Annotated in this window: 19 protein-coding genes; 5 read left to right on the top strand and 14 right to left on the bottom strand. The window is 57.6% G+C overall.

The window, feature by feature from the left end; genetic code table 11:
• Window positions 1–102: 102 nt before the first annotated feature.
• The 6 genes from RTX96_RS11215 to RTX96_RS11190 form a co-directional block, all read right to left on the bottom strand.
• Entirely contained in the window at window positions 103–1,152 is a 1,050-nt protein-coding gene (locus tag RTX96_RS11215; RefSeq protein ID WP_103819851.1) for an ABC transporter permease, read from the bottom strand.
• Window positions 1,153–1,170: 18 nt separating this feature from the next.
• Window positions 1,171–2,700: a sugar ABC transporter ATP-binding protein gene (locus RTX96_RS11210; RefSeq protein WP_103819850.1), complete on the bottom strand. Its 1,530-nt coding sequence runs from the start codon at window positions 2,698–2,700 to the stop codon at window positions 1,171–1,173.
• Window positions 2,701–2,710: 10 nt separating this feature from the next.
• The gene (locus RTX96_RS11205) at window positions 2,711–3,322 is read right to left on the bottom strand and encodes a DUF2291 family protein (protein WP_103819849.1); all 612 of its coding nucleotides are present in this window, start codon (window positions 3,320–3,322) and stop codon (window positions 2,711–2,713) included.
• 45 nt (window positions 3,323–3,367) lie between these two features.
• Window positions 3,368–4,303, bottom strand: coding sequence for a D-ribose ABC transporter substrate-binding protein (locus tag RTX96_RS11200; RefSeq protein WP_103819848.1), 936 nt, complete (start codon window positions 4,301–4,303; stop codon window positions 3,368–3,370).
• A gap of 76 nt (window positions 4,304–4,379) precedes the next feature.
• Entirely contained in the window at window positions 4,380–5,321 is a 942-nt protein-coding gene (locus RTX96_RS11195) for a transketolase C-terminal domain-containing protein (RefSeq protein WP_312670987.1), read from the bottom strand.
• Window positions 5,314–6,168: a transketolase gene (locus RTX96_RS11190; protein ID WP_103819846.1), complete on the bottom strand. Its 855-nt coding sequence runs from the start codon at window positions 6,166–6,168 to the stop codon at window positions 5,314–5,316. Before RTX96_RS11190 ends, RTX96_RS11195 begins: the two co-directional genes overlap by 8 nt.
• Before the next feature lie 328 nt (window positions 6,169–6,496).
• Between RTX96_RS11190 and RTX96_RS11185 the strand changes: the two genes are divergently transcribed.
• Genes RTX96_RS11185 through RTX96_RS11175 form a run of 3 tightly spaced genes read left to right on the top strand, consistent with a single transcriptional unit; the run spans window position 6,497 to window position 9,623 of the window.
• Complete coding sequence (locus RTX96_RS11185) at window positions 6,497–8,002, top strand: FGGY-family carbohydrate kinase (protein ID WP_312670986.1); 1,506 nt, start codon at window positions 6,497–6,499, stop codon at window positions 8,000–8,002.
• A gap of 21 nt (window positions 8,003–8,023) precedes the next feature.
• On the top strand, window positions 8,024–8,821 hold the full coding sequence (locus RTX96_RS11180) for an SDR family oxidoreductase (protein ID WP_103819844.1): 798 nt from the start codon (window positions 8,024–8,026) through the stop codon (window positions 8,819–8,821).
• A gap of 19 nt (window positions 8,822–8,840) precedes the next feature.
• The gene (locus RTX96_RS11175; RefSeq protein ID WP_409418563.1) at window positions 8,841–9,623 is read left to right on the top strand and encodes an SDR family oxidoreductase; all 783 of its coding nucleotides are present in this window, start codon (window positions 8,841–8,843) and stop codon (window positions 9,621–9,623) included.
• 186 nt (window positions 9,624–9,809) lie between these two features.
• Here RTX96_RS11175 and fur read toward each other — a convergent pair whose 3' ends face one another.
• The 4 genes from fur to ybfF form a co-directional block, all read right to left on the bottom strand.
• Complete coding sequence (gene fur, locus RTX96_RS11170) at window positions 9,810–10,268, bottom strand: ferric iron uptake transcriptional regulator (protein ID WP_042392094.1); 459 nt, start codon at window positions 10,266–10,268, stop codon at window positions 9,810–9,812.
• A gap of 289 nt (window positions 10,269–10,557) precedes the next feature.
• Window positions 10,558–11,088: a flavodoxin FldA gene (gene fldA / locus RTX96_RS11165; protein ID WP_181016609.1), complete on the bottom strand. Its 531-nt coding sequence runs from the start codon at window positions 11,086–11,088 to the stop codon at window positions 10,558–10,560.
• A 149-nt stretch (window positions 11,089–11,237) separates the two neighbouring features.
• Window positions 11,238–11,531: a LexA regulated protein gene (gene ybfE, locus RTX96_RS11160; RefSeq protein ID WP_103819841.1), complete on the bottom strand. Its 294-nt coding sequence runs from the start codon at window positions 11,529–11,531 to the stop codon at window positions 11,238–11,240.
• A gap of 129 nt (window positions 11,532–11,660) precedes the next feature.
• On the bottom strand, window positions 11,661–12,434 hold the full coding sequence (gene ybfF / locus RTX96_RS11155) for an esterase (RefSeq protein ID WP_312670985.1): 774 nt from the start codon (window positions 12,432–12,434) through the stop codon (window positions 11,661–11,663).
• Between the two features lie 170 nt (window positions 12,435–12,604).
• Between ybfF and seqA the strand changes: the two genes are divergently transcribed.
• Window positions 12,605–13,150 (top strand): replication initiation negative regulator SeqA, encoded by a 546-nt coding sequence (seqA, locus tag RTX96_RS11150; RefSeq protein WP_103819839.1) that lies wholly within the window; start codon window positions 12,605–12,607, stop codon window positions 13,148–13,150.
• Between the two features lie 24 nt (window positions 13,151–13,174).
• The gene (pgm, locus tag RTX96_RS11145; protein ID WP_103819838.1) at window positions 13,175–14,815 is read left to right on the top strand and encodes a phosphoglucomutase (alpha-D-glucose-1,6-bisphosphate-dependent); all 1,641 of its coding nucleotides are present in this window, start codon (window positions 13,175–13,177) and stop codon (window positions 14,813–14,815) included.
• A 57-nt stretch (window positions 14,816–14,872) separates the two neighbouring features.
• Here pgm and speF read toward each other — a convergent pair whose 3' ends face one another.
• The 4 genes from speF to kdpC all read right to left on the bottom strand — a co-directional run bounded on the left by speF (window position 14,873) and on the right by kdpC (window position 21,214).
• The gene (gene speF, locus RTX96_RS11140) at window positions 14,873–17,032 is read right to left on the bottom strand and encodes an ornithine decarboxylase SpeF (RefSeq protein ID WP_312670984.1); all 2,160 of its coding nucleotides are present in this window, start codon (window positions 17,030–17,032) and stop codon (window positions 14,873–14,875) included.
• 242 nt (window positions 17,033–17,274) lie between these two features.
• A complete protein-coding gene (gene kdpE, locus RTX96_RS11135; RefSeq protein ID WP_312268893.1) occupies window positions 17,275–17,952 on the bottom strand; it encodes a two-component system response regulator KdpE in 678 nt (225 codons plus the stop codon).
• Entirely contained in the window at window positions 17,949–20,636 is a 2,688-nt protein-coding gene (gene kdpD, locus RTX96_RS11130) for a two-component system sensor histidine kinase KdpD (protein WP_312670983.1), read from the bottom strand. The genes kdpE and kdpD overlap by 4 nt, the downstream gene beginning before the upstream one ends.
• Window positions 20,633–21,214 carry a potassium-transporting ATPase subunit KdpC gene (kdpC, locus tag RTX96_RS11125; protein WP_312670982.1) on the bottom strand — a complete coding sequence of 194 codons (582 nt, stop codon included), beginning with the start codon at window positions 21,212–21,214 and terminating at the stop codon, window positions 20,633–20,635. Before kdpC ends, kdpD begins: the two co-directional genes overlap by 4 nt.
• Between the last annotated feature and the right edge of the window lie 3 nt (window positions 21,215–21,217).

The raw sequence follows: 21,217 nt of genomic DNA, 5'->3' as shown, positions 1-21,217 counted from the left end.
CGGGCAAACGCAGTGCCGCCCGGCATGACGATGTCGGCATAGTAACGCCCGGTGGTGCTGCGCTTACCGGGCCTACCTATGGCATCGCGCAAATACTGGGTATTACGTTGCCTCTGCCTGCAATTTTTTCTCGTGGCGGCGCAGCAGCACCACTTTGCTTTGCAGACGCTGCTGGAACTGATCGATAACCACCGCAGTGACAATCACCAGGCCCTTAATGACCATCTGCCAGAAGTCGCTGACCCCCATCATCACCATCCCGTCCGCGAGGAAAACGATGACGAAGGCACCAATGATGGAGCCGGAGACCCTGCCTCGTCCGCCCGCCAGCGCGGTTCCACCCAGTACGGTTGCCCCGATAGCATCCATCTCAAACATATTCCCGGTCATCGGGTGAGCGGTTTGCAGCTGGGATGCCACAATCAGCCCCACCAGCGCCGCACACAGGCCTGAGAAGGCGTAGACAAACACCTTCACCTTGATAATCGGAACGCCTGCCAGCCGCGCGGCGGACTCATTCCCGCCGATGGCGTAAATGTAGCGGCCCAGCGGCGTTTTACGGGTCATGTAGAGACCCAGCAGCAGGAAGCTCACCATCAGCCAGATCGGGATATAGATGCCGAGGATCGTGCCGGAGCCTAAGATCGCGAAGCCCGTATTGCCTAACTCAGGCATGCCCACCAGGTTGGCATAGGTGCTACCGTCGTTGAACAATAGCGCCGCGCCGCGGGCAACGTACATCATGCCGAGGGTACAGATAAAGGGCGCAACGCCCAGGCGGGTGATCACTGCCCCGTTGATCAGGCCCAGCAGAATACCAAAACCGGCGACCAGCAAAATCACTTCCGGCACGTTAAAGAAGATAATCTGCGAGCCCCAGATCGGCAGGCCGTTGGTTAACAGCGCCCCGGCAACCATACCGCACATGCCCGCCACCGCACCCACCGAGAGATCGATACCGCCGGTGAGGATCACAAGGGTCATGCCAATCGCCAGCAGGCCGGTAATGGCAACGTGCTGGGTCATGATCAGCAGGTTCGACATGGTCAAAAAGTTAGGCACCATCACGCTGAAGAAACTCATGACGATCAGCAGGGCGATGAAGGTGCGCGCTTTAAGCAAATACATGTAAATCATATACTTTTTGTTCATTTCTCTCTCCAGCAGAGATCACTCCTGCGGTGTAGAAGCGCTGATTAATTTTTCCCGCGTCACGGAGGCTCGCGGCAAATCTGCCGTGATACGACCGTCAGCCATAACCAGAACCCGGTCAGCCAGCGCCATGACCTCATCCAGCTCGGAAGAGGAGAACATAACGGCCAGCCCCTGATGCGCCATCTTGCCAATCAGGTGATAAACATCGGTTTTCGCGCCTACGTCGATGCCGCGCGTCGGCTCATCCAGCAGGACCACTTTAGGTCCGGTCATCAGTGCCTTACCCAACACCACCTTTTGCTGGTTACCGCCGCTTAGTGAGGTAATGGGCAACTCCGTGTCGCCAGCCTTAATGGCCAGCTGCTCCACCATGTGATTGACCTGCTTCTCCTCTTTAACCGGGCTGAGCAGCCGCAGGGCGCGACGAAAGCCCAGCAGGCTCAGGTCGGTCAGCGTCATGTTGCTTTTAATCGACATGAGCTGCACCACGCCTTCACCCTGGCGATCCTCCGGTACCAGGGTGATGCCGCGCTTCAGCCGCTGCTGAAAGGAGCGCTTATCCAGGCTTTCACCATCCAGATTGATGGTGCCCGACTGGCAGCCCATCATCCCTACCAGGCCTTTAAACAGCTCCGTACGCCCCGCGCCGAGCAGGCCATAGATGCCGATGACTTCCCCTTTGCGTAGGTCAAAGGTGACATCGTTTAATTTATAACCACCGTTCTGGTGCAGCGCGGTCAGGCCGTTAACTTTGAGGATGGTCTCGCCGTGCGCGGCAGGGCTGTAGTCAAAGTGCTTTTTCTTGTCCCCGACCATCTGCTCGATGATCCAGGGTACGCTGGCCTGCTGAACCGGACGTTCGCTGATAAAGCGGCCATCGCGGAAGATAGTGATATGATCGCCAATCTCCATCAGCTCCTCCAGTCGGTGGGAGATGTAGATTATGGTGACCCCGCGGCGCTTAAGCTGGGCGATAACGTTAAACAGCACCCGCACTTCTGACTGGCTCAGCGCGCTGGTGGGCTCGTCCATGATCAGCACCCGGGTGTCCTTGGAGAGCGCACGGGCGATCTCCACCAGCTGCTGATGGCCAATCCCCAGCTCACCTAAGGGGGCGTAGGGATCGACGTTGAGCTCCAGCCGCTCAAGCAGGGATTTCGCCAGCTCATACTGGTACTTTTCGTTAATCACGCCGCGCTGGAAGAACTCGTTACCAATGAAAATATTGTCCATCACATTCATATTGGGAAAGAGGTTCAGCTCCTGGAAAATAATGCTGATGCCGTGCTTTTCCGCCTGGTGAGTAGAGCCGAGCGTGACCCGCTGCCCATCCAGAAGGATTTCGCCGGAAGAGGGCGTCTCAACGCCGGCCAGCATTTTCATCATCGTCGATTTACCCGCGCCGTTTTCGCCAATCAGCACGTTGACTTGGTTACGGTACACACGGTAATTAACACGATCGAGCGCGACGACGCCGGGATAAACACGAGAGAGGTCGCGAGTCTCAATAATGACCTCATCCTGCTGGGTCTGTTGCTCATTCATAGCCCTCTCCTTACTGCCGTGCAATGTATGCCGGGGTCACATCCGGGATGGTCTGCGGAATATCCCAGGCGGCAAACACCCCGGCAATAGTGACCTTGTCCCCAACCGCAGGCTTGAAGTGGGTCATCATCTCCGACGCTTGCTGATTGATAGCCTTACCGTAGTCGCCGTACAGCACCTGATCGTTAAAGTCCTGATAGCTGGCGCCTTTATATCCATCTCGCAGGCTGGTGCCGCGAATGATAGGCCCCATCTGCACCACGATCTCCTGGCCCTGCTCATCGCGTACCGTCATCTTCCCGCTGCGGGATTTGGTATTCACCTTGATCACCTCTCCGGCGATCCGCACGCTGAAGACGCAGGGGTTTTCGCTCTGACTGCGGTAGCCCTCTTTACTACAGGCCTCATCAAAACTCTTTTCGCCCTGTAACGTTTTAAGTAATTCAGCGGCAGGTTTAGCTTCATGCACATACTGCGGCACAATCTTTTGCTGCCATGTTTGCTGAATATTGGCCATTTGAGGATTAGGGGGATTTTTAAGATCGGCCAACTCTTTCTGCGATACGATACGGCATCCGCCAAGCGCTAAAACAATCGCTACCAGCGCAAGTTTTCTGTGCATTATGTCCTCCTTTACGCCCGCCGAAGCGGGCGCAGCAACGGGTCATCAGGATTTAAAATTGAAGTCTTGCACTCCGGAGGCGTTGTCAGGGGTAATCAAAATGCCGCGGAACATCACGCGCTGTTTCTCAGGCTTGGTGCCTTTTTGGATGAAATTATCCAGATCGGTAACGCCCTGGGCGGCAATGGCCTGGGCCTGCAGCATCACCGTGGCTTTCAGGGTGCCCGCTTTAACGGCTTCGCGTTCGTCATTGCTGCCGTCGATGCCGACGACAATAACATCGTCACGGCCTGCAGATTTCAGTGCGGCAATGGCGCCCAGCGCGACAGGGCCGTTGCCGCAGATGACGCCTTTCACATCCGGATGCGCCTGCAGGATGCTGTCCATAATGCGCTTGCCGTCAATCAGGGTACCTTTGGCATCCTGCTTTGCGACGCTCTGCATATCCGGATACTGATCCAGCACCTGGTGGAAGGATTTAGAGCGGGTGACGCAGTTATTGTCGGCCAGGTTACAGGTCAGCTCGGCATATTTGCCTGCCTCTCCCATTTTTTCGACAAAGACGTTGGCCACGTCAGAGCCGGCCTGGAAGTTGTTATGCGTGATCTGTTCGAGGGCAATGTCATCAACGGGAATTTCACGGTTGATTAACACCACGGGAATGCCCGCGTCTTTGGCTTTTTTAATGGCAGCCACGCTGGCGGTGGAGTCGGCGTTGTCGAGGATAATGCCCTGAACTTTTTTACCGATGGCGGCGTCGATGAGCTCGCTCTGCTTTTTAACATCCTCGCCGTGGGACAGCACGCTGGTGTTGTATCCCAGCTCTTTCGCCTTAAGGTCGGCCCCTTTTGCTTCTGCAGCGTAGTAAGGGTTATCCAGCGAGTTAACCATAATCATGATGGTGCCTTTTTCAGCGGCAAACGCATTCATTGAAAATGCACAGGCTGTTGCCACGCTTAATAACAGTAATTTCGTTTTCATAAGATGTTCTCTCAAAATGTCATGTATGGCGGTTCGACAGGTGTAGGGTGTCGTTAATTACGTGCTTTTGTTAAAACTATCTATTAATAAGCGCCAGGGTCTGGTTAACGATCCCGGTAACATCAAAACCATGATATGCCCGCATATCTTTGCGATCGGCGGCAATAGCATAGTCGCCGTCAGGGATACCCAGACGTTTAAGCACTGCCCCATGACCGTTTTCTGCCAGCACTTCCGCAACGATGCTGCCCACGCCGCCATTCACGTTGTGCTCTTCAACGCTGATGATGTGTTTACTCTTTTGTAAAGCGGCGAACAGCGCGTCGCGATCTAAGGGGCGAATAGAGGGAACGTTAATGACGCTGGCTGAAATGCCCTGTTCCGCCAGCTGTTCGGCGGCATCAACGGCTTCATGAACGGTAGAGCCCATCGCGACCAGCGCGACGTCATCGCCTTCGCGCAGCACATCTACCGCACCGGGCACAAACTTGTACTTGTCATCATGCAGCTCAGGTAACGCTTTACCGTCCATGCGGATATAGACCGGGCCGACATGCTCCAGGGCATACTCAATAATCTGGCGGCACTCCAGCGGTGAGGAGGGGGCAAAGATCTGGATATTACCGAAGCCGCGCATCACGGAGATATCATCGATAGAGTGGTGGGTGCTGGCCAGCGGGCCATAGCTGGCCCCGGCGTTCAGGCCAAACAGCTTGACGTTAGTATTGTTGTAACAGATATCGACCTTAACCTGCTCGTTGGCGCGCGAAATCAGAAAGGGCGCGGCATTACAGGTGACGGCGATTTTCCCGCCCAGCGCCAATCCGGCGGCCGCGCCTACCAGGGTCTGCTCGGCGATCCCAACGTTAACAATCCGATCCGGATACTGTTTTATAAAGGGCGAGATCTTGGCGGTTGACGTTGAGTCGGCCACCACGGGCACCAGGTCGACGCCTCTCTCGACAGCATCAATAAAAGCTTCAACCATCACGTTTGCAAGATGTTCTGAATTACTCACTTTTCATGCCCTCTTCGATCAGATCGTTCAGTTCGCGCATCGCCAGCCCGATTTCGTCACCCTTAGGTACGCGGTGGTGCCATTCCGGCTTGCCGGCGATAAAGGAGACGCCTGCACCCTTGGTGGTATGGGCAATAATGACGTTAGGTTTTCCGGTCTGAGGCAGGTTCTCCAGCGCATTGACCACGGAAGCCATATCGTTGCCCTGGCACTCGGTTACCTCCATGCCGAAGGCACGCCATTTTTCGTCCAGCGGATCGGTGCACATAATGTCTTTGGTCGCCCCCGCCAGCTGCAGGCCATTTTTGTCATTGATAATGACCAGGTTATCCAGCTTGTAATGGGCCGCGACCATCGCCGCTTCCCAGTTACTGCCTTCCGCCAGTTCGCCATCGCCAGTGATCAGGAAAATACGGCGTTTGCTGTTGCTGCGTTTAGCCGCCAGTGCCAGACCGACGGCCACCGGGAAACCATGCCCCAGCGCGCCGGTATTCAACTCGATCCCCGGGGTTTTTTGCTTAACCGGGTGGCCTGGAAGGTGAGAGTTGGCGTGCTGATAGGTTGCGAGCCACTCCACCGGGAAATAGCCCGCTTCGGCGAGGACGCAGTAGTAGCAGCCTACGGCATGGCCTTTGGACTGGATGTAGATATCCCGCTCTTCATCGTCCAGGCGGTTGGCTGCGCAGTCGAGTACGCGAAAATAGAGCGCGGTGAGCAGCTCCACCTGAGAGAGATCGGCCCCGGTATGGCCGCCAGCGGGGCTGTTGGCATTCAGGGAGATGATGTGGCGGCGCACCGCGCGGGCTTTGTTTTCAAGTTCGGGTACAGAAAGTAAGAACGGATTCATCGAACTCCTCCGAATTATTATGCGACACTGAATATATATTCAGGTTGGTTCAAAAAAATGGACGCCTGGCTGTTGATCCAAGTTTCCCTGACCGTGAGTGAATAGACTCTCTGAGGTGCTCAGAATATATATTCACGCATGACTTTATATTCAATAATACTAGCGTCTCTGCTGTTGAGTTGTCCAGCGTGATTGAGTGATTTGTGATGACCTACGCATTTGTTGCGTTTGCCTGTAGATGCGCAAAGCAATCCTCGCTATCGTGTACGAAATAAATAATCAGTGTTGAATATATATTCATGGAAGGTTCACCTTTCCGGAGAAACCTATGTCTTCGCACAAAAATATTATTATTGCCCTCGACGAGGGTACGACCAACGCCAAGGCCGTGGCCCTGGACGCAGCGGGCAAGGTAATCGTTAAATTTAACCAGCCGCTATCTATCCAGACGCCTCGCGAGGGGTGGGTGGAACAGTCAGGCACCGCGCTGGTGGAGGCCTCCGTGAAGGTCATCGCGCAAGCAGTTGCCGCGGTAGGGGCTGAAAACGTAGTGGCGCTGGCCATCAGCAACCAGCGCGAGACGGCGATAGGCTGGTACCGCAGCAACGGCACGCCGCTGCACGCGGCTATCAGCTGGCAATGCTCGCGCACGGCGGATTTTTGCGATGCGCTGCGTCGCGATAATAAAGAGCAGACGATTAAAGCCGTCACCGGTCTGCCAGTCGCGCCGCTCTTCTCCGGATCCAAGATGCGCTGGCTCATCGAGTCGGCGCCAAACGGCCAGGCGCTGGCGGCCAACGGTGACATTTGCCTTGGTACCATCGACAGCTGGCTGCTCTGGAACCTGACCGCTGGCGAAAGCTTCTACTGCGACTACTCTAACGCCGCCCGTACCCAGCTCCTCGATCTGCAAAGCGGACGCTGGAGCCCGGAGATGCTGGATATCTTCCAGATCCCGGCGGCCGCGCTGCCGGAGATTAAACCCTCCAGCGGCCTTTTCGGCTACACCAAAAACGTAGCGGGCATTCCTGACGGCATCCCGATTATGTCGATGGTGGGCGACTCGCACGCCGCCTTGTTCGGCCACGCGCTAGGGGAGGCGGGCTGCGTCAAGGCGACCTACGGCACGGGCTCATCGGTGATGGCCCCGGTCACCTCAGCCCAGTGCAACATCCAAGCTCTGGCAACCACCCTTGCCTGGCATGATGGCGAGCAGCTGATCTACGGCCTGGAGGGGAACATCCCCCATACCGGTGACGGCGTGGCGTGGATGGCGGACAGCACGGGCCTGAGCGAACTGCCCGAGGCCGAGCTGGCGGCTGAGCTGAACTCACTCCCGGCTTCGGTTGAATCAACGCTTGGCGTCTATTTTGTTCCGGCGCTGACGGGACTCGGTGCGCCCTGGTGGGATGAAAATGCCCGTGGGGTGATCTGCGGCCTGAGCCGTGGCGTAAAACGCGCGCACCTCATCCGGGCGGCGTTGGAGGCCATCACCTACCAGATCGCCGATGTGGTTACCGCCATGCGGCAGCACAACGATTTTACGCTGACCGCGTTAATGGTGGATGGCGGTCCGACTAAAAATGACTGGCTGATGCAGTATCAGTCAGACCTGCTGGGTTGCCCGGTTATGCGCAGCGACGTGCCTGAACTGTCAGCTATCGGGGCGGCACTCTTAGCGCGCAAAGCCGTGGGGCAACTCTCACTCGATGAGCTGAAACCGTACCTTTACCCGCATAGCGAATTTCGCCCCAACATGGAGCGTCATGGCCGTTTACAAAAACGCTGGCGGGAGTGGCAACAAGCCGTCGAAAGAACCCTACACAAATTCTGAATAGCGGGCGAGGAGGGAAGTATGGGCTATGTATTCGAAAATAAAACGGTCGTCATTACCGGGGCCGCCAAAGGCATCGGTGAGGGTATCGCCAGAAAATTTGCTGATGCGGGGGCGAATTTGGTGCTATCGGATCACTCAGAAGAGGTCACAGAGACCGCAGAGCGACTGAGAGAGGAGTACCATGAAAATATCATCTCCTTCGTTGCCGATGTCACCAATGAAGAGCAGGTCACCGAGCTTTACAGGCTCGCGCATCATACCTTTGGCACTATTGATGTCTCTATCCAAAACGCCGGCATTATCACTATCGACCGCTTCGATAAAATGACGCGTCAGGAGTTCGATAACGTCCTCAACGTGAATACCACCGGCGTATGGCTATGCTGCCGCGAAGCCGCAAAGTATATGGTCAAACAGCAGAGCGGACGTCTGATTAACACCTCCTCCGGGCAGGGGCGCGTTGGCTTTATCTACACCCCGCACTACGCCGCCAGCAAAATGGGTGTGATTGGCATTACCCAAAGCCTCGCCCTTGAGCTGGCCCAGCACAACATTACGGTTAACGCGTTCTGCCCAGGGATCATCGAGACCAATATGTGGGACTACAACGACCGTGTCTGGGGCGAGATCCTGAGTACGCCAGAGAAGCAGTATAAAAAAGGCGAACTCATGGATGAATGGGTGCAGGGGATCCCCCTTAAGCGGGCGGGCAAACCTGCCGACGTTGCCGGGCTGGTGGCATTTCTGGCGTCCGAGGACGCGGCCTACATTACAGGACAAACCATCAACGTGGATGGCGGCTTGATCATGTCGTAACACATTTTGGAGTGAAATCATGGATAAATATTTTTCCCAAAGACTGTTTGATTTAAGCGATCGCGTCGCGTTTGTTACCGGGGCAGGCAGCGGTATTGGTCAAATGATTGCTTACGGTTTTGCCAGCGCGGGGGCGAAGGTGGCCTGCTTCGATCTGCGTGAGGACGGTGGCCTGGCGGACACCGTGAGCACTATTCAGGAGATGGGCGGCAGCGCCTTTGCTTATACCGGCGACGTACGCGATATCGCCCATCTGCGCGCTGCCATCGCTGAAGTGAAGACGCAGTTTGGCCGCCTTGATGTGGCGCTCAACGCCGCCGGGATTGCCAACGCCAATCCGGCGCTGGAGATGGAGCCCGATCAGTGGCAGCGGGTGATCGATATCAACCTCACCGGCGTCTGGAACAGCTGCAAAGCCGAGGCGGAGCTGATGCTGGAGAGCGGCGGTGGCTCGATCATTAATATCGCCTCTATGTCAGGGGTGATTGTTAACCGGGGTCTGGAGCAGGCTCACTACAACTGCTCTAAGGCGGGGGTGATCCACTTAAGCAAAAGCCTGGCGATGGAGTGGGCGGAGAAAAATATCCGCGTCAACACGATTAGCCCAGGCTACACGGCGACGCCAATGAACACCCGTCCAGAGATGGTGCATCAGACAAAATCGTTTGAGAGCCAGACGCCGATGCAGCGTATGGCAAAGGTTGAAGAGATGGCGGGCCCGGCGATTTTTCTTGCCGCGGATGCCTCATCGTTCTGCACCGGTGTAGATCTGCTGGTCGATGGCGGGTTTGTTTGCTGGTAACGGGAGATGCTTTTTCGCCCGTTGGGCACAGTGTGGGTTTGTAGGCCCGCGTAAGCGAAGCGCCACCGGGCGTTATTATGTTGACGCTGCAATGCCGGGCGGCACTGCGTTTGCCCGGCCTACGGTCTCGCTCTTCCCATAAAAAAGGGCCACCCTAAGGTGGCCCGTTTTTTGTTACCGTTTCAATCACAGCTTACGCGGCGTCGTTTCATGCGCGTGTTCATTTTCACGGCAGTCGCCTTCGGCACAGTGACCATAGAGATAGAGGCTGTGGTTCGTCAGGCGGATGCCATGCTTAGTGGCGATTTCACGCTGGCGAGCTTCGATAGAGTCATCGCTAAATTCGATCACTTTGCCACAGTCGAGGCAGATCAGATGATCGTGGTGATGCTGCTGAGTCAGTTCGAAAACGGATTTGCCGCCTTCAAAGTTATGACGGGTCACGATCCCGGCATCATCAAACTGGTTGAGCACGCGATACACGGTAGCCAGACCAATTTCCTCGCCCATATCGATCAGTCGCTTGTATAAGTCTTCCGCACTGACATGATGGTTATCCGGTCCCTGAAGCACTTCCAGAATTTTTAAACGAGGAAGCGTGACTTTCAAGCCGGCCTTCTTTAATGCGGTGTTATTGTCAGTCATGCGGAGTCTGTCCTGTTGCTAATCGATCCACTTCCGAGGCGGAAGTTAATGAGAATGACCTTGAGTAAATGCGTCTCATTATAGAATTGCCACTTCTAAATGAAAACTACAAGTCCTCAAGTAAAGTATGCGTATAAAACGTGGCCTCGCCAACAAACAATCGTTGCGCGACCCGTTTGACCAGGGGATATTGTACAGGTATGTACGCGAAAGTTAAAAAATTGTAGCAATTATTTCTATTGCTTTTATCTATCAATAGCGGCGCAGCACGAAGGCCACGCCGTTAACATCAGGCGTTAACGATCTCGTCCAGGTGTAGCTCTTCAGAGATCTGCTTGACCCACTTCTCAACGCGCTCGGCGGTCAGCTCCGGCTGACGATCTTCGTCAATAGCAAGTCCGACGAAGTGGTCGTCATCGGCCAGGCCTTTAGACGCTTCAAAATGATAACCCGCGGTTGGCCAGTGACCTACGATAGTTGCACCGTTGGGTTCAATGATATCACGAATGGTGCCGAGTGCATCACAGAAGTACTCTGCATAGTCCTCCTGATCGCCGCAGCCGAACAGCGCCACCAGCTTACCGTTGAAATCCACCTCTTCCAGGGTTGGGAAGAAGTCGTCCCAGTCGCACTGCGCTTCACCATAGTACCAGGTCGGGATGCCCAGCAGCAGGATATCATAGCCTTCCAGATCTTCTTTGCTGCTCTTGGCAATGTCATGCACGTCGGCAATCTCTTTACCAAGCTGCTTCTGGATCATCTTCGCGATATTTTCGGTGTTACCGGTGTCGCTACCGAAAAAAATGCCTGTAATTGCCATGAGTAAAATAACCTCTTGAAACTTAATAATATGGTGGTGGAGCACAGCCCACGGATAAGGGCAATAATAGCAGAACAGAGCCATACGCGAAATTCGTAATCGTTCGGACTGCACTCTGTGCTACATGAAAGTGTGATTTGACGAGATTTTCAGACGTCGCCCTGGCGATGCAGGGCCTGGAGCTGGGTGAGCAGCAGCTCTTCGATCAGCTCGCTGCGGCTCATCTGCCGGGCATCGGCCAGCGCATTGAGCGCCTCAACGGCGTCAGCGTTCATCTTCAGCTCGACGCGCTTAAGTCCGCGAACTTTATCGCGTTTAAGCTGGTTGCGCTTGTTGATGCGTAGCTGTTCGTCACGCGAAAGCGGATTCGTTTTCGGTCGTCCCGGGCGACGCTCGTTCGCGAACAGATCTAGTGTCGTACGGTCCGTTTGTTCTTTTGCCATGATTTAGGGTGACGTCGGGGAAAACAGGCTGCCAGGGTAACCCTGTGCGATTAGCGCGCCATCATACATCAGCAGAGCAGGGACGCCAACGACCGTAAGCCCTGCCGCGTCCGGTCGCCGGGTTTTTAATCAGCCCGCATCGTTTGCCAGATAGCGGCGGATCGCCCGCAGCACCGCCTCGGGCTTTTCAGCATGCACCCAGTGACCGGCTCCGGCAATCACATGCGCCCGTGCCTGCGGGAACTGGGCCAGCAGCGCATCGCGATGTGCCTCGGTGACGTAGGGCGACTGGCCACCGCGGACAAACAGCGCCGGGCGATCCCAGGCCGGTACGGTCTGCCAGCCAATAATCTCTTCATAGCGGTCCCACAGAACCGGCACGTTGAAGCGCCACTCACCGTCAATGAACGATTTCAGAAGAAACTGAATAACGCCCTCTTCATGCAGGGTCTGACGCATCAGCGCAGCGGCCTGCTGGCGGCTGGTGGCCCCTGCAGCCGTCACCGCCTTGATAGCGGCAAAAATCTCGTCATGACGACGTACCTGATAGTCAACCGGGGCAATATCAATAGCAACCAGCCGATCGATCCGTTCTGGGGCAAGCGCGGTAAGCGCCATTACCGCCTTGCCGCCCATAGAGTGGCCGATAAAGGTGGCCTTTTCGAGGCCCTGCGCGTCGAGGGTATCCAGCAGATCCTGCGCCATCGCCGGGTAGTTCATCTCCGGCGAGCGGGGAGAGAGACCGTGGTTGCGCATATCCACCTGGATGATATCGTGATCGTTTACCAGATCGCGCGCCAGCACGCCGAGGTTGTCCAGGCTGCCAAACAGGCCGTGAACCAGGACAACGGGAGAATTGTTGTGCGGATGTTGTGCAGATTGCGCTCGGGTATTCAATTTCATGGCAAAGTTCTTTTTTTCGCTCTGTCGGGTTAGGGTATTATGTTGACCATTCTACCGCCTGGCTGCAAGGGGTCGACGCGAACCGACTTTTGCCTGACGTTAACCGTTGTTGAGATTTCGCCTATAATCCCAACAGCTTGTATTCAGATAAGATACTCCACTGGATTAAAATGAAAACGATCGAAGTTGATGATGAGCTTTACAGCTATATTGCTAGCCATACCAAACACATCGGCGAGAGCGCATCCGAGATTTTACGCCGGATGCTGAAGTTTACCGCCAACGGCAGCAGGCCAGCGGCCACCGCCCCGAAAGAGGCCGCCATTGTCAACGTCCCGGCCGAAGTGAAGCCGGTTAATCCTGTAAAAGACAAAGTCCGTGCCATGCGCGAACTGCTGCTCTCTGACGAATATGCAGAACAGCGCAAAGCGGTTAACCGCTTCATGCTGGTGCTGTCTACACTCTATTCATTGGATGAGAAAGCGTTTGCCGAGGCGACGGAGTCCCTGCATGGCCGTACCCGCGTCTACTTTGCGGGCAGTGAGCAGACGCTGCTGCAAAACGGGGCACAGACCAAACCTAAGCACCTGGCGAATACGCCATACTGGGTGATCACGAATACGAATACGGACCGCAAACGCAGCATGGTGGAGCATATCATGCAGTCGATGCAGTTCCCGGTGGAGCTGATTGACAAGGTTTGCGGCACAATCTAACCCTTGCATAAGAAGGATCAGGCAATGGCAAATCATGAACGCGCAGGACAGCCTGCACAACAGGGCGATCTGATTAATGTCGCTCAGCTTACCGCGCAGTACTACGTGCTGAAGCCGGAAACGGGCAACAGCGAACATGCGGTAAAATTCGGCACCTCCGGCCATCGCGGCAGTTCGGTACGCCATAGCTTCAATGAACCGCACATTCTGGCCATTGCGCAGGCGATTGCCGAAGAGCGCGCTAAAAACGGCATTACCGGGCCGTGCTATGTCGGTAAGGATACCCACGCGCTCTCCGAGCCGGCGTTTATCTCCGTGCTGGAAGTGCTGGCCGCCAACGGCGTCGATATCATCGTGCAGGAGAACAACGGCTTCACGCCAACCCCTGCGGTGTCGAATGCTATCCTCGAGCACAACAAGCAGGGTGGCGCTCAGGCTGACGGTATCGTCATTACCCCTTCGCACAACCCGCCGGAAGATGGCGGCATCAAATACAACCCGCCTAACGGTGGCCCGGCCGACACCAACGTGACCAAGGTCGTCGAAGATCGTGCCAACGCCCTGCTGGCAGCCGGTCTGGAAGGCGTTAAGCGCATCTCCCTTGATGAAGCCATGACCTCGGGCCGTGTGACCGAAAAGGATCTGGTACAGCCCTTTATTGAAGGTCTGGCTGAGATCGTCGACATGGCCGCGATCCAGAAAGCGGGCCTGAAGCTGGGCGTCGACCCGCTGGGCGGCTCCGGTATTGAGTACTGGAAGCGCATTGCCGAGTACTACAAGCTGGATCTGACTATCGTTAACGATCAGGTCGATCAGACCTTCCGCTTTATGCATCTCGATAAAGATGGCGCGATCCGTATGGACTGCTCCTCCGAGTGTGCGATGGCGGGCCTGCTGGCGCTGCGCGATAAGTTCGATCTGGCCTTTGCCAACGATCCCGACTATGACCGTCACGGCATCGTTACCCCGGCAGGGCTGATGAATCCGAACCACTACCTGGCGGTAGCGATTAACTACCTGTTCCAGCATCGTCCGCAGTGGGGCAAAGAGGTGGCAGTCGGTAAAACCCTGGTCTCCTCGGCGATGATTGACCGCGTGGTCAACGATCTGGGCCGCAAGCTGGTAGAAGTGCCGGTTGGCTTCAAGTGGTTTGTTGATGGCCTGCACGACGGCAGCTTCGGTTTCGGCGGCGAAGAGAGCGCCGGGGCCTCGTTCCTGCGCTTTGACGGCACCCCGTGGTCCACCGATAAAGACGGCATTATCATGTGCCTGCTGGCCGCGGAAATCACCGCCGTCACCGGCAAAAACCCGCAGCAGCACTACGATGAGCTGGCCGAGCGCTTTGGCGCGCCGAGCTACAACCGTCTGCAGGCTGGGGCGACCTCAGCGCAAAAAGCGGCGCTGTCGAAGCTGTCGCCGGAAATGGTCAGCGCGAGCCAGCTGGCTGGCGATCCGATCACCGCTCGTCTGACCGCTGCACCAGGTAACGGCGCCTCTATCGGCGGGCTGAAGGTGATGACCGACAACGGCTGGTTTGCCGCACGTCCGTCAGGTACGGAAGATGCCTACAAGATTTACTGCGAAAGCTTCCTCGGTGAAGAGCACCGTAAGCTGATTGAGAAAGAAGCGGTAGAGATCGTAAGCGAAGTGCTGAAAAACGCCTGATGCTGCTAAGCGCCCGGCGGCATCGCGCCGCCGGGCGTTATTCTTTCCGGGTAATGTTTACTCTTTGATCACGTTACACCACACCGACTTACGCCCCTCGTGCTCCTGAATGTAGACCCCCTGTAGCTCCGGCGCGAAGCCCGGCAGCAGATTGATCCCCTCCTCAAGCGCGGTAAAGTAGCGCAGTACGGAACCCCCCCAGACCTCACCCGGTACGACGCACAGTACGCCCGGCGGATAGGGCAGCGCGCCCTCGGCGGCAATGCGGCCCTCGGCCTCGCTCAGCAGCACCAGCTCGCTCTCGCCGCGGATAAAGGCGTAGTTAGCCTCCTGAGGCGACATGCGCACCGGCGGTAGGCAGGCTTTACGGAACATCTCTTTCTGCAGCTGTTTAACGTTGTTGCGCGCATAGAGGTCGTGCATCTCCTGGCAGAGCTGACGCAGGGTGTAACCGGCATAGCGCTCAGGGTGCTGATGGTAGATCGAGGGCAGCACCTCCTGCAGCGGCGCATCGCTGACCAGCAGCGCCTCAAACTGCGCTAGCCGGGCCACCAGCTGCTGCAGCTTGCCCATCTCCTCCGCTGGCGTTAGCAGGAAGAGGATAGAGTTAAGATCGCACTTCTCCGGCACCACGCCGTTTTCGCGTAGATAGTTGGCGAGGATGGTCGCCGGGACGCCAAACGCCTCATATTCACCGGTGGTGGCATCAATGCCCGGCGTGGTCAGCAGCAGCTTGCAGGGATCGATAAAGTACTGATGCGGGGCATACCCCTCAAAGGCGTGCCAGTTCTCGCCGGGTACGAAGTGGAAGAAGCGCAGATCGCGGGCGATCTCGGCGGTTTTATAAGAGGCCCACGGGCGGTCGTCTACGGTCGTCGGAACAAACGGACGGATAAACCGGCACTGATCGAGGATCATCTTACGGGCCTCGACGCCCTGCTCAACGCAGCGCATCCACATCCGTTTCCCGCTCTCACCCTCGTGCATGCGCGCGTTAACGTCCAGGGCGGCAAAGAGCGGATAGAAGGGGCTGGTGGAGGCGTGCATCATAAAGGCGTTGTTCAGGCGTTTGTGCGGAACGTAGCGCCGCTGCCCCTTGATATGGCTATCTTTTTTATGGATTTGTGAGGTCTGGGAGAAGCCTGCCTGCTGCTTGTGCACCGACTGGGTCACCAGAATGCCGGGATCGTTCTCGTTGAGATCCAGCAGAAGCGGCGAGCAGTCGGCCATCATCGGGATAAACTGTTCGTAGCCCACCCAGGCGGAGTCAAAAAGGATGTAGTCGCAGAGATGGCCAATGCTCTCCACCACCTGGCGAGCATTGTAGATGGTGCCGTCATAGGTGCCGAGCTGGATCACTGCCAGACGGAACGGACGCTGACGCTCTGCATGTTCAGGCGAGACCTCTGCCACAAGTTCACGCAGGTACGGCTCTTCAAAGCAGTGGGCATCAATGCCGCCGATAAAGCCGTAGGGGTTACGCGCCGTCTCCAGATAGACCGGCGTGGCGCCCGCCTGCAGCAGCGCCCCGTGGTGGTTAGACTTGTGGTTGTTGCGGTCGAACAGCACCAGATCCCCTGGGGCCAGCAGGGCGTTAAGGACGACTTTATTGGCTGACGAGGTGCCGTTGAGAACGAAGTAGGTCTTATCGGCGTTAAATACCTTTGCCGCATGCTGCTGGGCCAGGCAGGGTGCGCCTTCGTGGATCAGCAGATCGCCCATCGCTACGTCAGCGTTGCAGAGATCCGCCCGGAATAGCGCTTCGCCAAAGAAATCCACAAACTGATTGCCGGCCGGATGACGGCGGAAAAATTGCCCGCCCTGGTGACCCGGGCAGTCAAAGGCGCTGTTGCCCTGCTTCACATAGTCCGTCAGGGCGCTGAAAAAGGGCGGGCGTAGCCCACGCTCATATTTTAGCGCGGCGGCCTCAAGCTGACGGCTATAATATTCCCGGTTGGCGTTACCATACTGAAAGACGCCGTAAATATCGGGCAAATAGGTTGCCGGAACAAACTCGGCCTCGTGAGTCATAACGAAAATAGGAATATTGAATCCGGTCTCCTCAATCTTTTCCACCATCCCTTTATGGATGTCATTAATAGAGAGCACGGCGGCGGCAACGTCTATAAAGTTGCTGTCGTGCAGATCGATAATATCACGGCGGGTGGAGATGAATGCGTGGCAGGCCCGGCTGGCCGCTATTTTCAAGCGTTGCATAATACGTCCTTATTTTAGGTAATAATCGCCCCTCAATTCTTATAAGCAATTGATTTTACAGGGTGGGATATAGCCCGAAGCTAACCGATGTCCGGGGCTATTTTATCGATGGATTTAATTTTCACCGTGAGGTTGATCAATAAAAATAGCAGGAATGAGTGATATTTGGCTGTATTAATTACTTATTTAAAAGGGTGGAATTAGCCCGTGGAATTAAATATTAAATTAAAAAAGAGATATATTTACAGCATAAAGCGATAGCCAATTCCGGTTTCCGTAATAAAGTGGCGCGGGCGGGCCGGGTCATTTTCCAGTTTCTGACGCAGATGGCCCATATAGATGCGCAGGTAGTGGCTGTGTTCCACCGCATTAGGGCCCCACACCTCGCGCAGCAGCTGTCGCTGGGTGAGCACCTTACCGTGATGGCCTATCAGCACCGCCAGCAGGCGAAACTCGATGGGCGTCAGATGGATCTCCTCCTCGCCACGCTGAATGCGCCTCGCGGCCAGGTCAACGCGCACATCGGAGAAGGTTATCAGCGGATCGCTCTGGCTGCCGCTGCCGTGACGGCGTAGCGCCACCCGCAGGCGCGCCTGAAGCTCACCAATGCCAAACGGCTTGCTGAGATAGTCATCCGCCCCGGCATCGAGAGCGGCGATTTTATCCTGCTCCTCGGCGCGCGCAGAGAGCACGATGATCGGCGTCTGGCTCCACTGGCGCAGATCGCGAATAAAATCGAGGCCATCGCCGTCGGGCAGGCCGAGGTCGAGGATAATCGCATCGGGTTTGCGCGTCGCCGCTTCCAGCAGACCGCGCTGCATCGTCTGCGCCTCGTGTACCCGCAGGCCATCCGCCTCCAGCGCGGCGCGCACAAAGCGAACAATAGCCTGCTCATCCTCTACGATTAAAATGTTGATCACGCTTCTCCGGTAAACTCATCAAGCCCTGGCGGCGCTGTTTGCGGAAGTGTAACACGAAAGCTGGCGCCGCCCTCGGGTCGGTTTACGACGCTAATTGTGCCGCCGTGCACCTCCACAATGGCGTCACAGATAGCCAGCCCCAGCCCAACGCCTGGAATAGAGGACTCTTTATTACCCCGGGCGAATTTGGCAAAGATCTCCTGCTCTTGCCCTGCCGGGATCCCCGGCCCGCTGTCCCACACCTCCAGACGAAGCTGGGTCTCATCCCGCCAGGCGTTAATGCCGATTGTTGCCGCAGGCCCGGCGTATTTCATCGCATTCTCCAGCAGGTTGACCAGCACGCGCTCAAACAGCGGGCCGTCGACCCGCACCAGCATCAGCGGGTCGGGCAGGGCCAGCTGAACCGGCCGCCCACCGCTGATGGGATCCAGCGCCTGCAGAGCGCTGCCGACGATCTCCTCCAGGGTGAGCCACTCCAGCTTCAGGCTGAAGCCGCCGGACTGGATGCGCGCCATATCGAGAAGGTTATTCACCAGCCGGGTCATACTCAGCACCTGCTGGCGGATCTCGCTGGCCTGCGGAGCATGTTTTGATCCGTCGCTGGCCAGATCGAGCGTTAATATCTCCGCCTGACCAAACAGTACGGTCAGCGGAGTACGCAGATCGTGCGACAGCGCCGCGAGCAGCGAGTGGCGAATGCTCTCCCGCTCGCTGGTGAGCCTCGCATGCTGCTCGCTGGTGGTTAATGCCAGCCGCTCCAGCGCGCTGGCCACCAGCAGGGCAAAGGTCTCCAGCAGCCGCTGCTGCTCGGGGATCATCAGCTGGCGCAGGCTGGCCGGCTCGACGATAACGACTCCCCGGGTCTTATCGCCGTTTTTCAGGGGCAGGATCAGATAGGGCACGCCGGGGAGGGTATCGGTACCGGCTCCGGCGGGCAGGCCTTTGCTCAGGCTCCACTGGGCGATGGCTTCATCCCACGGCGTCAGGCTCTGCGCAGGCGTTATCGCTCGTAGCTTACCGCTCTCGTCCGGAAGCAGGATCTGGCTGCGGGCATGAAAGGTCGACTGGATAAACCTCTCGCCGGTGAGGGCGATATCCTGCTCGCTACGGCCGACCGCCAGCGCTTTCGACATCTCATACAGGTGGCGGGTCCGCTGCTCGCGGTAGCGGGCGATGCGGGCCTGATAGCGTACCCCTGCGGTCAGGTTGCCGATCACCAGCCCCACCGTCAGCATCACGCCAAAGGTCAGCAAATACTGGACGTCGGAGACCGCCAGCGTGCCGCGCGGGGCAATAAAAAAGAGATCGAAGCTGATGACATTAATGACGGTAGCCAGCACCGATGGCCACCGTCCGTAGAGCAGGGCAACGATCACCACCCCCAGCAAATAGAGCATTACCAGGTTGGCGGCGTCGAAGGCGATAAGCCACTGGCTGGCAATAAAGGTGATCAGGGCGCAGAGCGCGATCGCCACCAGGCCACCGGTGATCTGCACTCGCCACTTCTCCGTCAGCGGACGGGAATCGGCGGCGCGGGGAGTTAACGGGGATGCGCTCTCGTCAAGGGCGACGACGAGCAGATCGAGATCGGGCGCATGGCGCGCAAGGCGCTCGGCGAAAGAGGGGGCATGCCACCAGCGGCGCTGACCCTGGCGGCCAATGACGATTTTACCCAGGTTATGCTCCCGGGCGTAGCGCAGCACGGCCCGCTCCTCCGCCGGATCGGCAAGGGTCGCGGTCTCTGCCCCCAGCGACTGCGCCAGCCGCAGAGCGCTCAGAATGGCCCGCCGCCGCTGGGCAGGCAGCTTATGCAGGGTGGGCGTCTCAACGTAGACCGCATGCCAGACGCTGCCCAGCTTCGCCGCCAGCCGGGCGGCGGTACGCACCAGCTTCTCATTGCCCTGGCCGTGGCCGATACAGAGCAGAATGGCATCGCGGGTATGCCAGACCTTCTCCATGCCTTGATTATCGCGCCAGGCGCGCATCTGGGAGTCAACGCGGTCGGCGGTGCGCCGCAGGGCCAGCTCGCGCAGGGCAATCAGGTTACCCTTGCGGAAAAAGTGTTCGATGGCCCGCTCGGCCTGGCCGCCCATATAGACCTTGCCCTCGTGCAGGCGCTGGCGGAGATCGTCCGGGGGCAGGTCAACCAGCACGACGTCATCGGCAGCGTCAAAAAAGGGATCCGGCACGGTCTCCCGCACCTGGATCCCGGTCACGCCGCTTACCACATCGTTCAGGCTCTCCAGATGCTGCACGTTGAGGGTGGTGAAGACGTCAATGCCCGCCTCCAGCAGCTCGTCGACATCCTGCCAGCGCTTTGGGTGACGGGAGCCGGGGGCGTTAGTATGGGCCAGCTCGTCCATCAGGATCAGCGCCGGACGCCGGGCCAGCGCCCCATCGAGGTCGAACTCTGCCAGACGCCGTCCCCGATGGTTAGTGACGTTTAGCGGCAGGATCGCCAGGTTTTCCAGCATCGCCGCCGTCTCCTGGCGGCCGTGGGTCTCAACCACGCCCGCCACGATATCCAGCCCCTGCGCCCGCAGCCGCTGCGCTTCGGCGAGCATGGCGAAGGTTTTGCCCACCCCCGCGCAGGCCCCGAAAAAGATCTTCAGCTTGCCGCGATGCGTGCTGCTGGCCTGCTCCAGCAGGCGATCGGGATCGGGACGCAACGGCTCGTCGGTCATTTAGGTGTGTCCTTATACGCATCAAGGGCGAGGTTTAGCTCCACAATATTCACTCCCGGCTCGCCGGTAAAGCTCAGCAGCGGGGTATGGGTGTGTTTGGCGACCAGCTGCGCAACCTGCGCCGTCGACAGGCCACGCGCTGCCGCTACGCGTGGGATCTGCCAGGCCGCGGCCTGCGGCGACAGGCCGTAATCCAGCCCGCTGGCGGAGGCGGTGACCAGCTCAACCGGTACGCGCGGGTTAGCCTGTGGGTTGGCGGCGCGCAACGCCGCGACGCGGGCGGTGATCGCCTCATCAAGCGCCGGATTACTGCCGGCCAGGTTGCTGCCTCCCGACGCCTGCGGATTGTAAGGCGCATCGCCAGTGGCGGAGGGGCGGCCGTGGAAGTAGCCCGGCGCGCTAAAGTTCTGGCCTATCAGGCGCGAGCCGCGGATCTGGTTATCCTCCAGGATCAGCGAGCCGTTGGCCTGCGCCGGAAACAGCCCCTGGCCGAGCAGGGTAGTGACCAGCGGATAGAGCCCGCCGGTAATAAGCGTTAACAGCAGCAGAAGAAGAAACGCGGAACGAAGTGACGTCATGGT

The organism is Pseudescherichia sp., assembly GCF_032052675.1.
Taxonomy (GTDB): Bacteria; Pseudomonadota; Gammaproteobacteria; order Enterobacterales; family Enterobacteriaceae; genus Pseudescherichia.
This window is presented reverse-complemented; position numbering and strand designations above follow the sequence as displayed.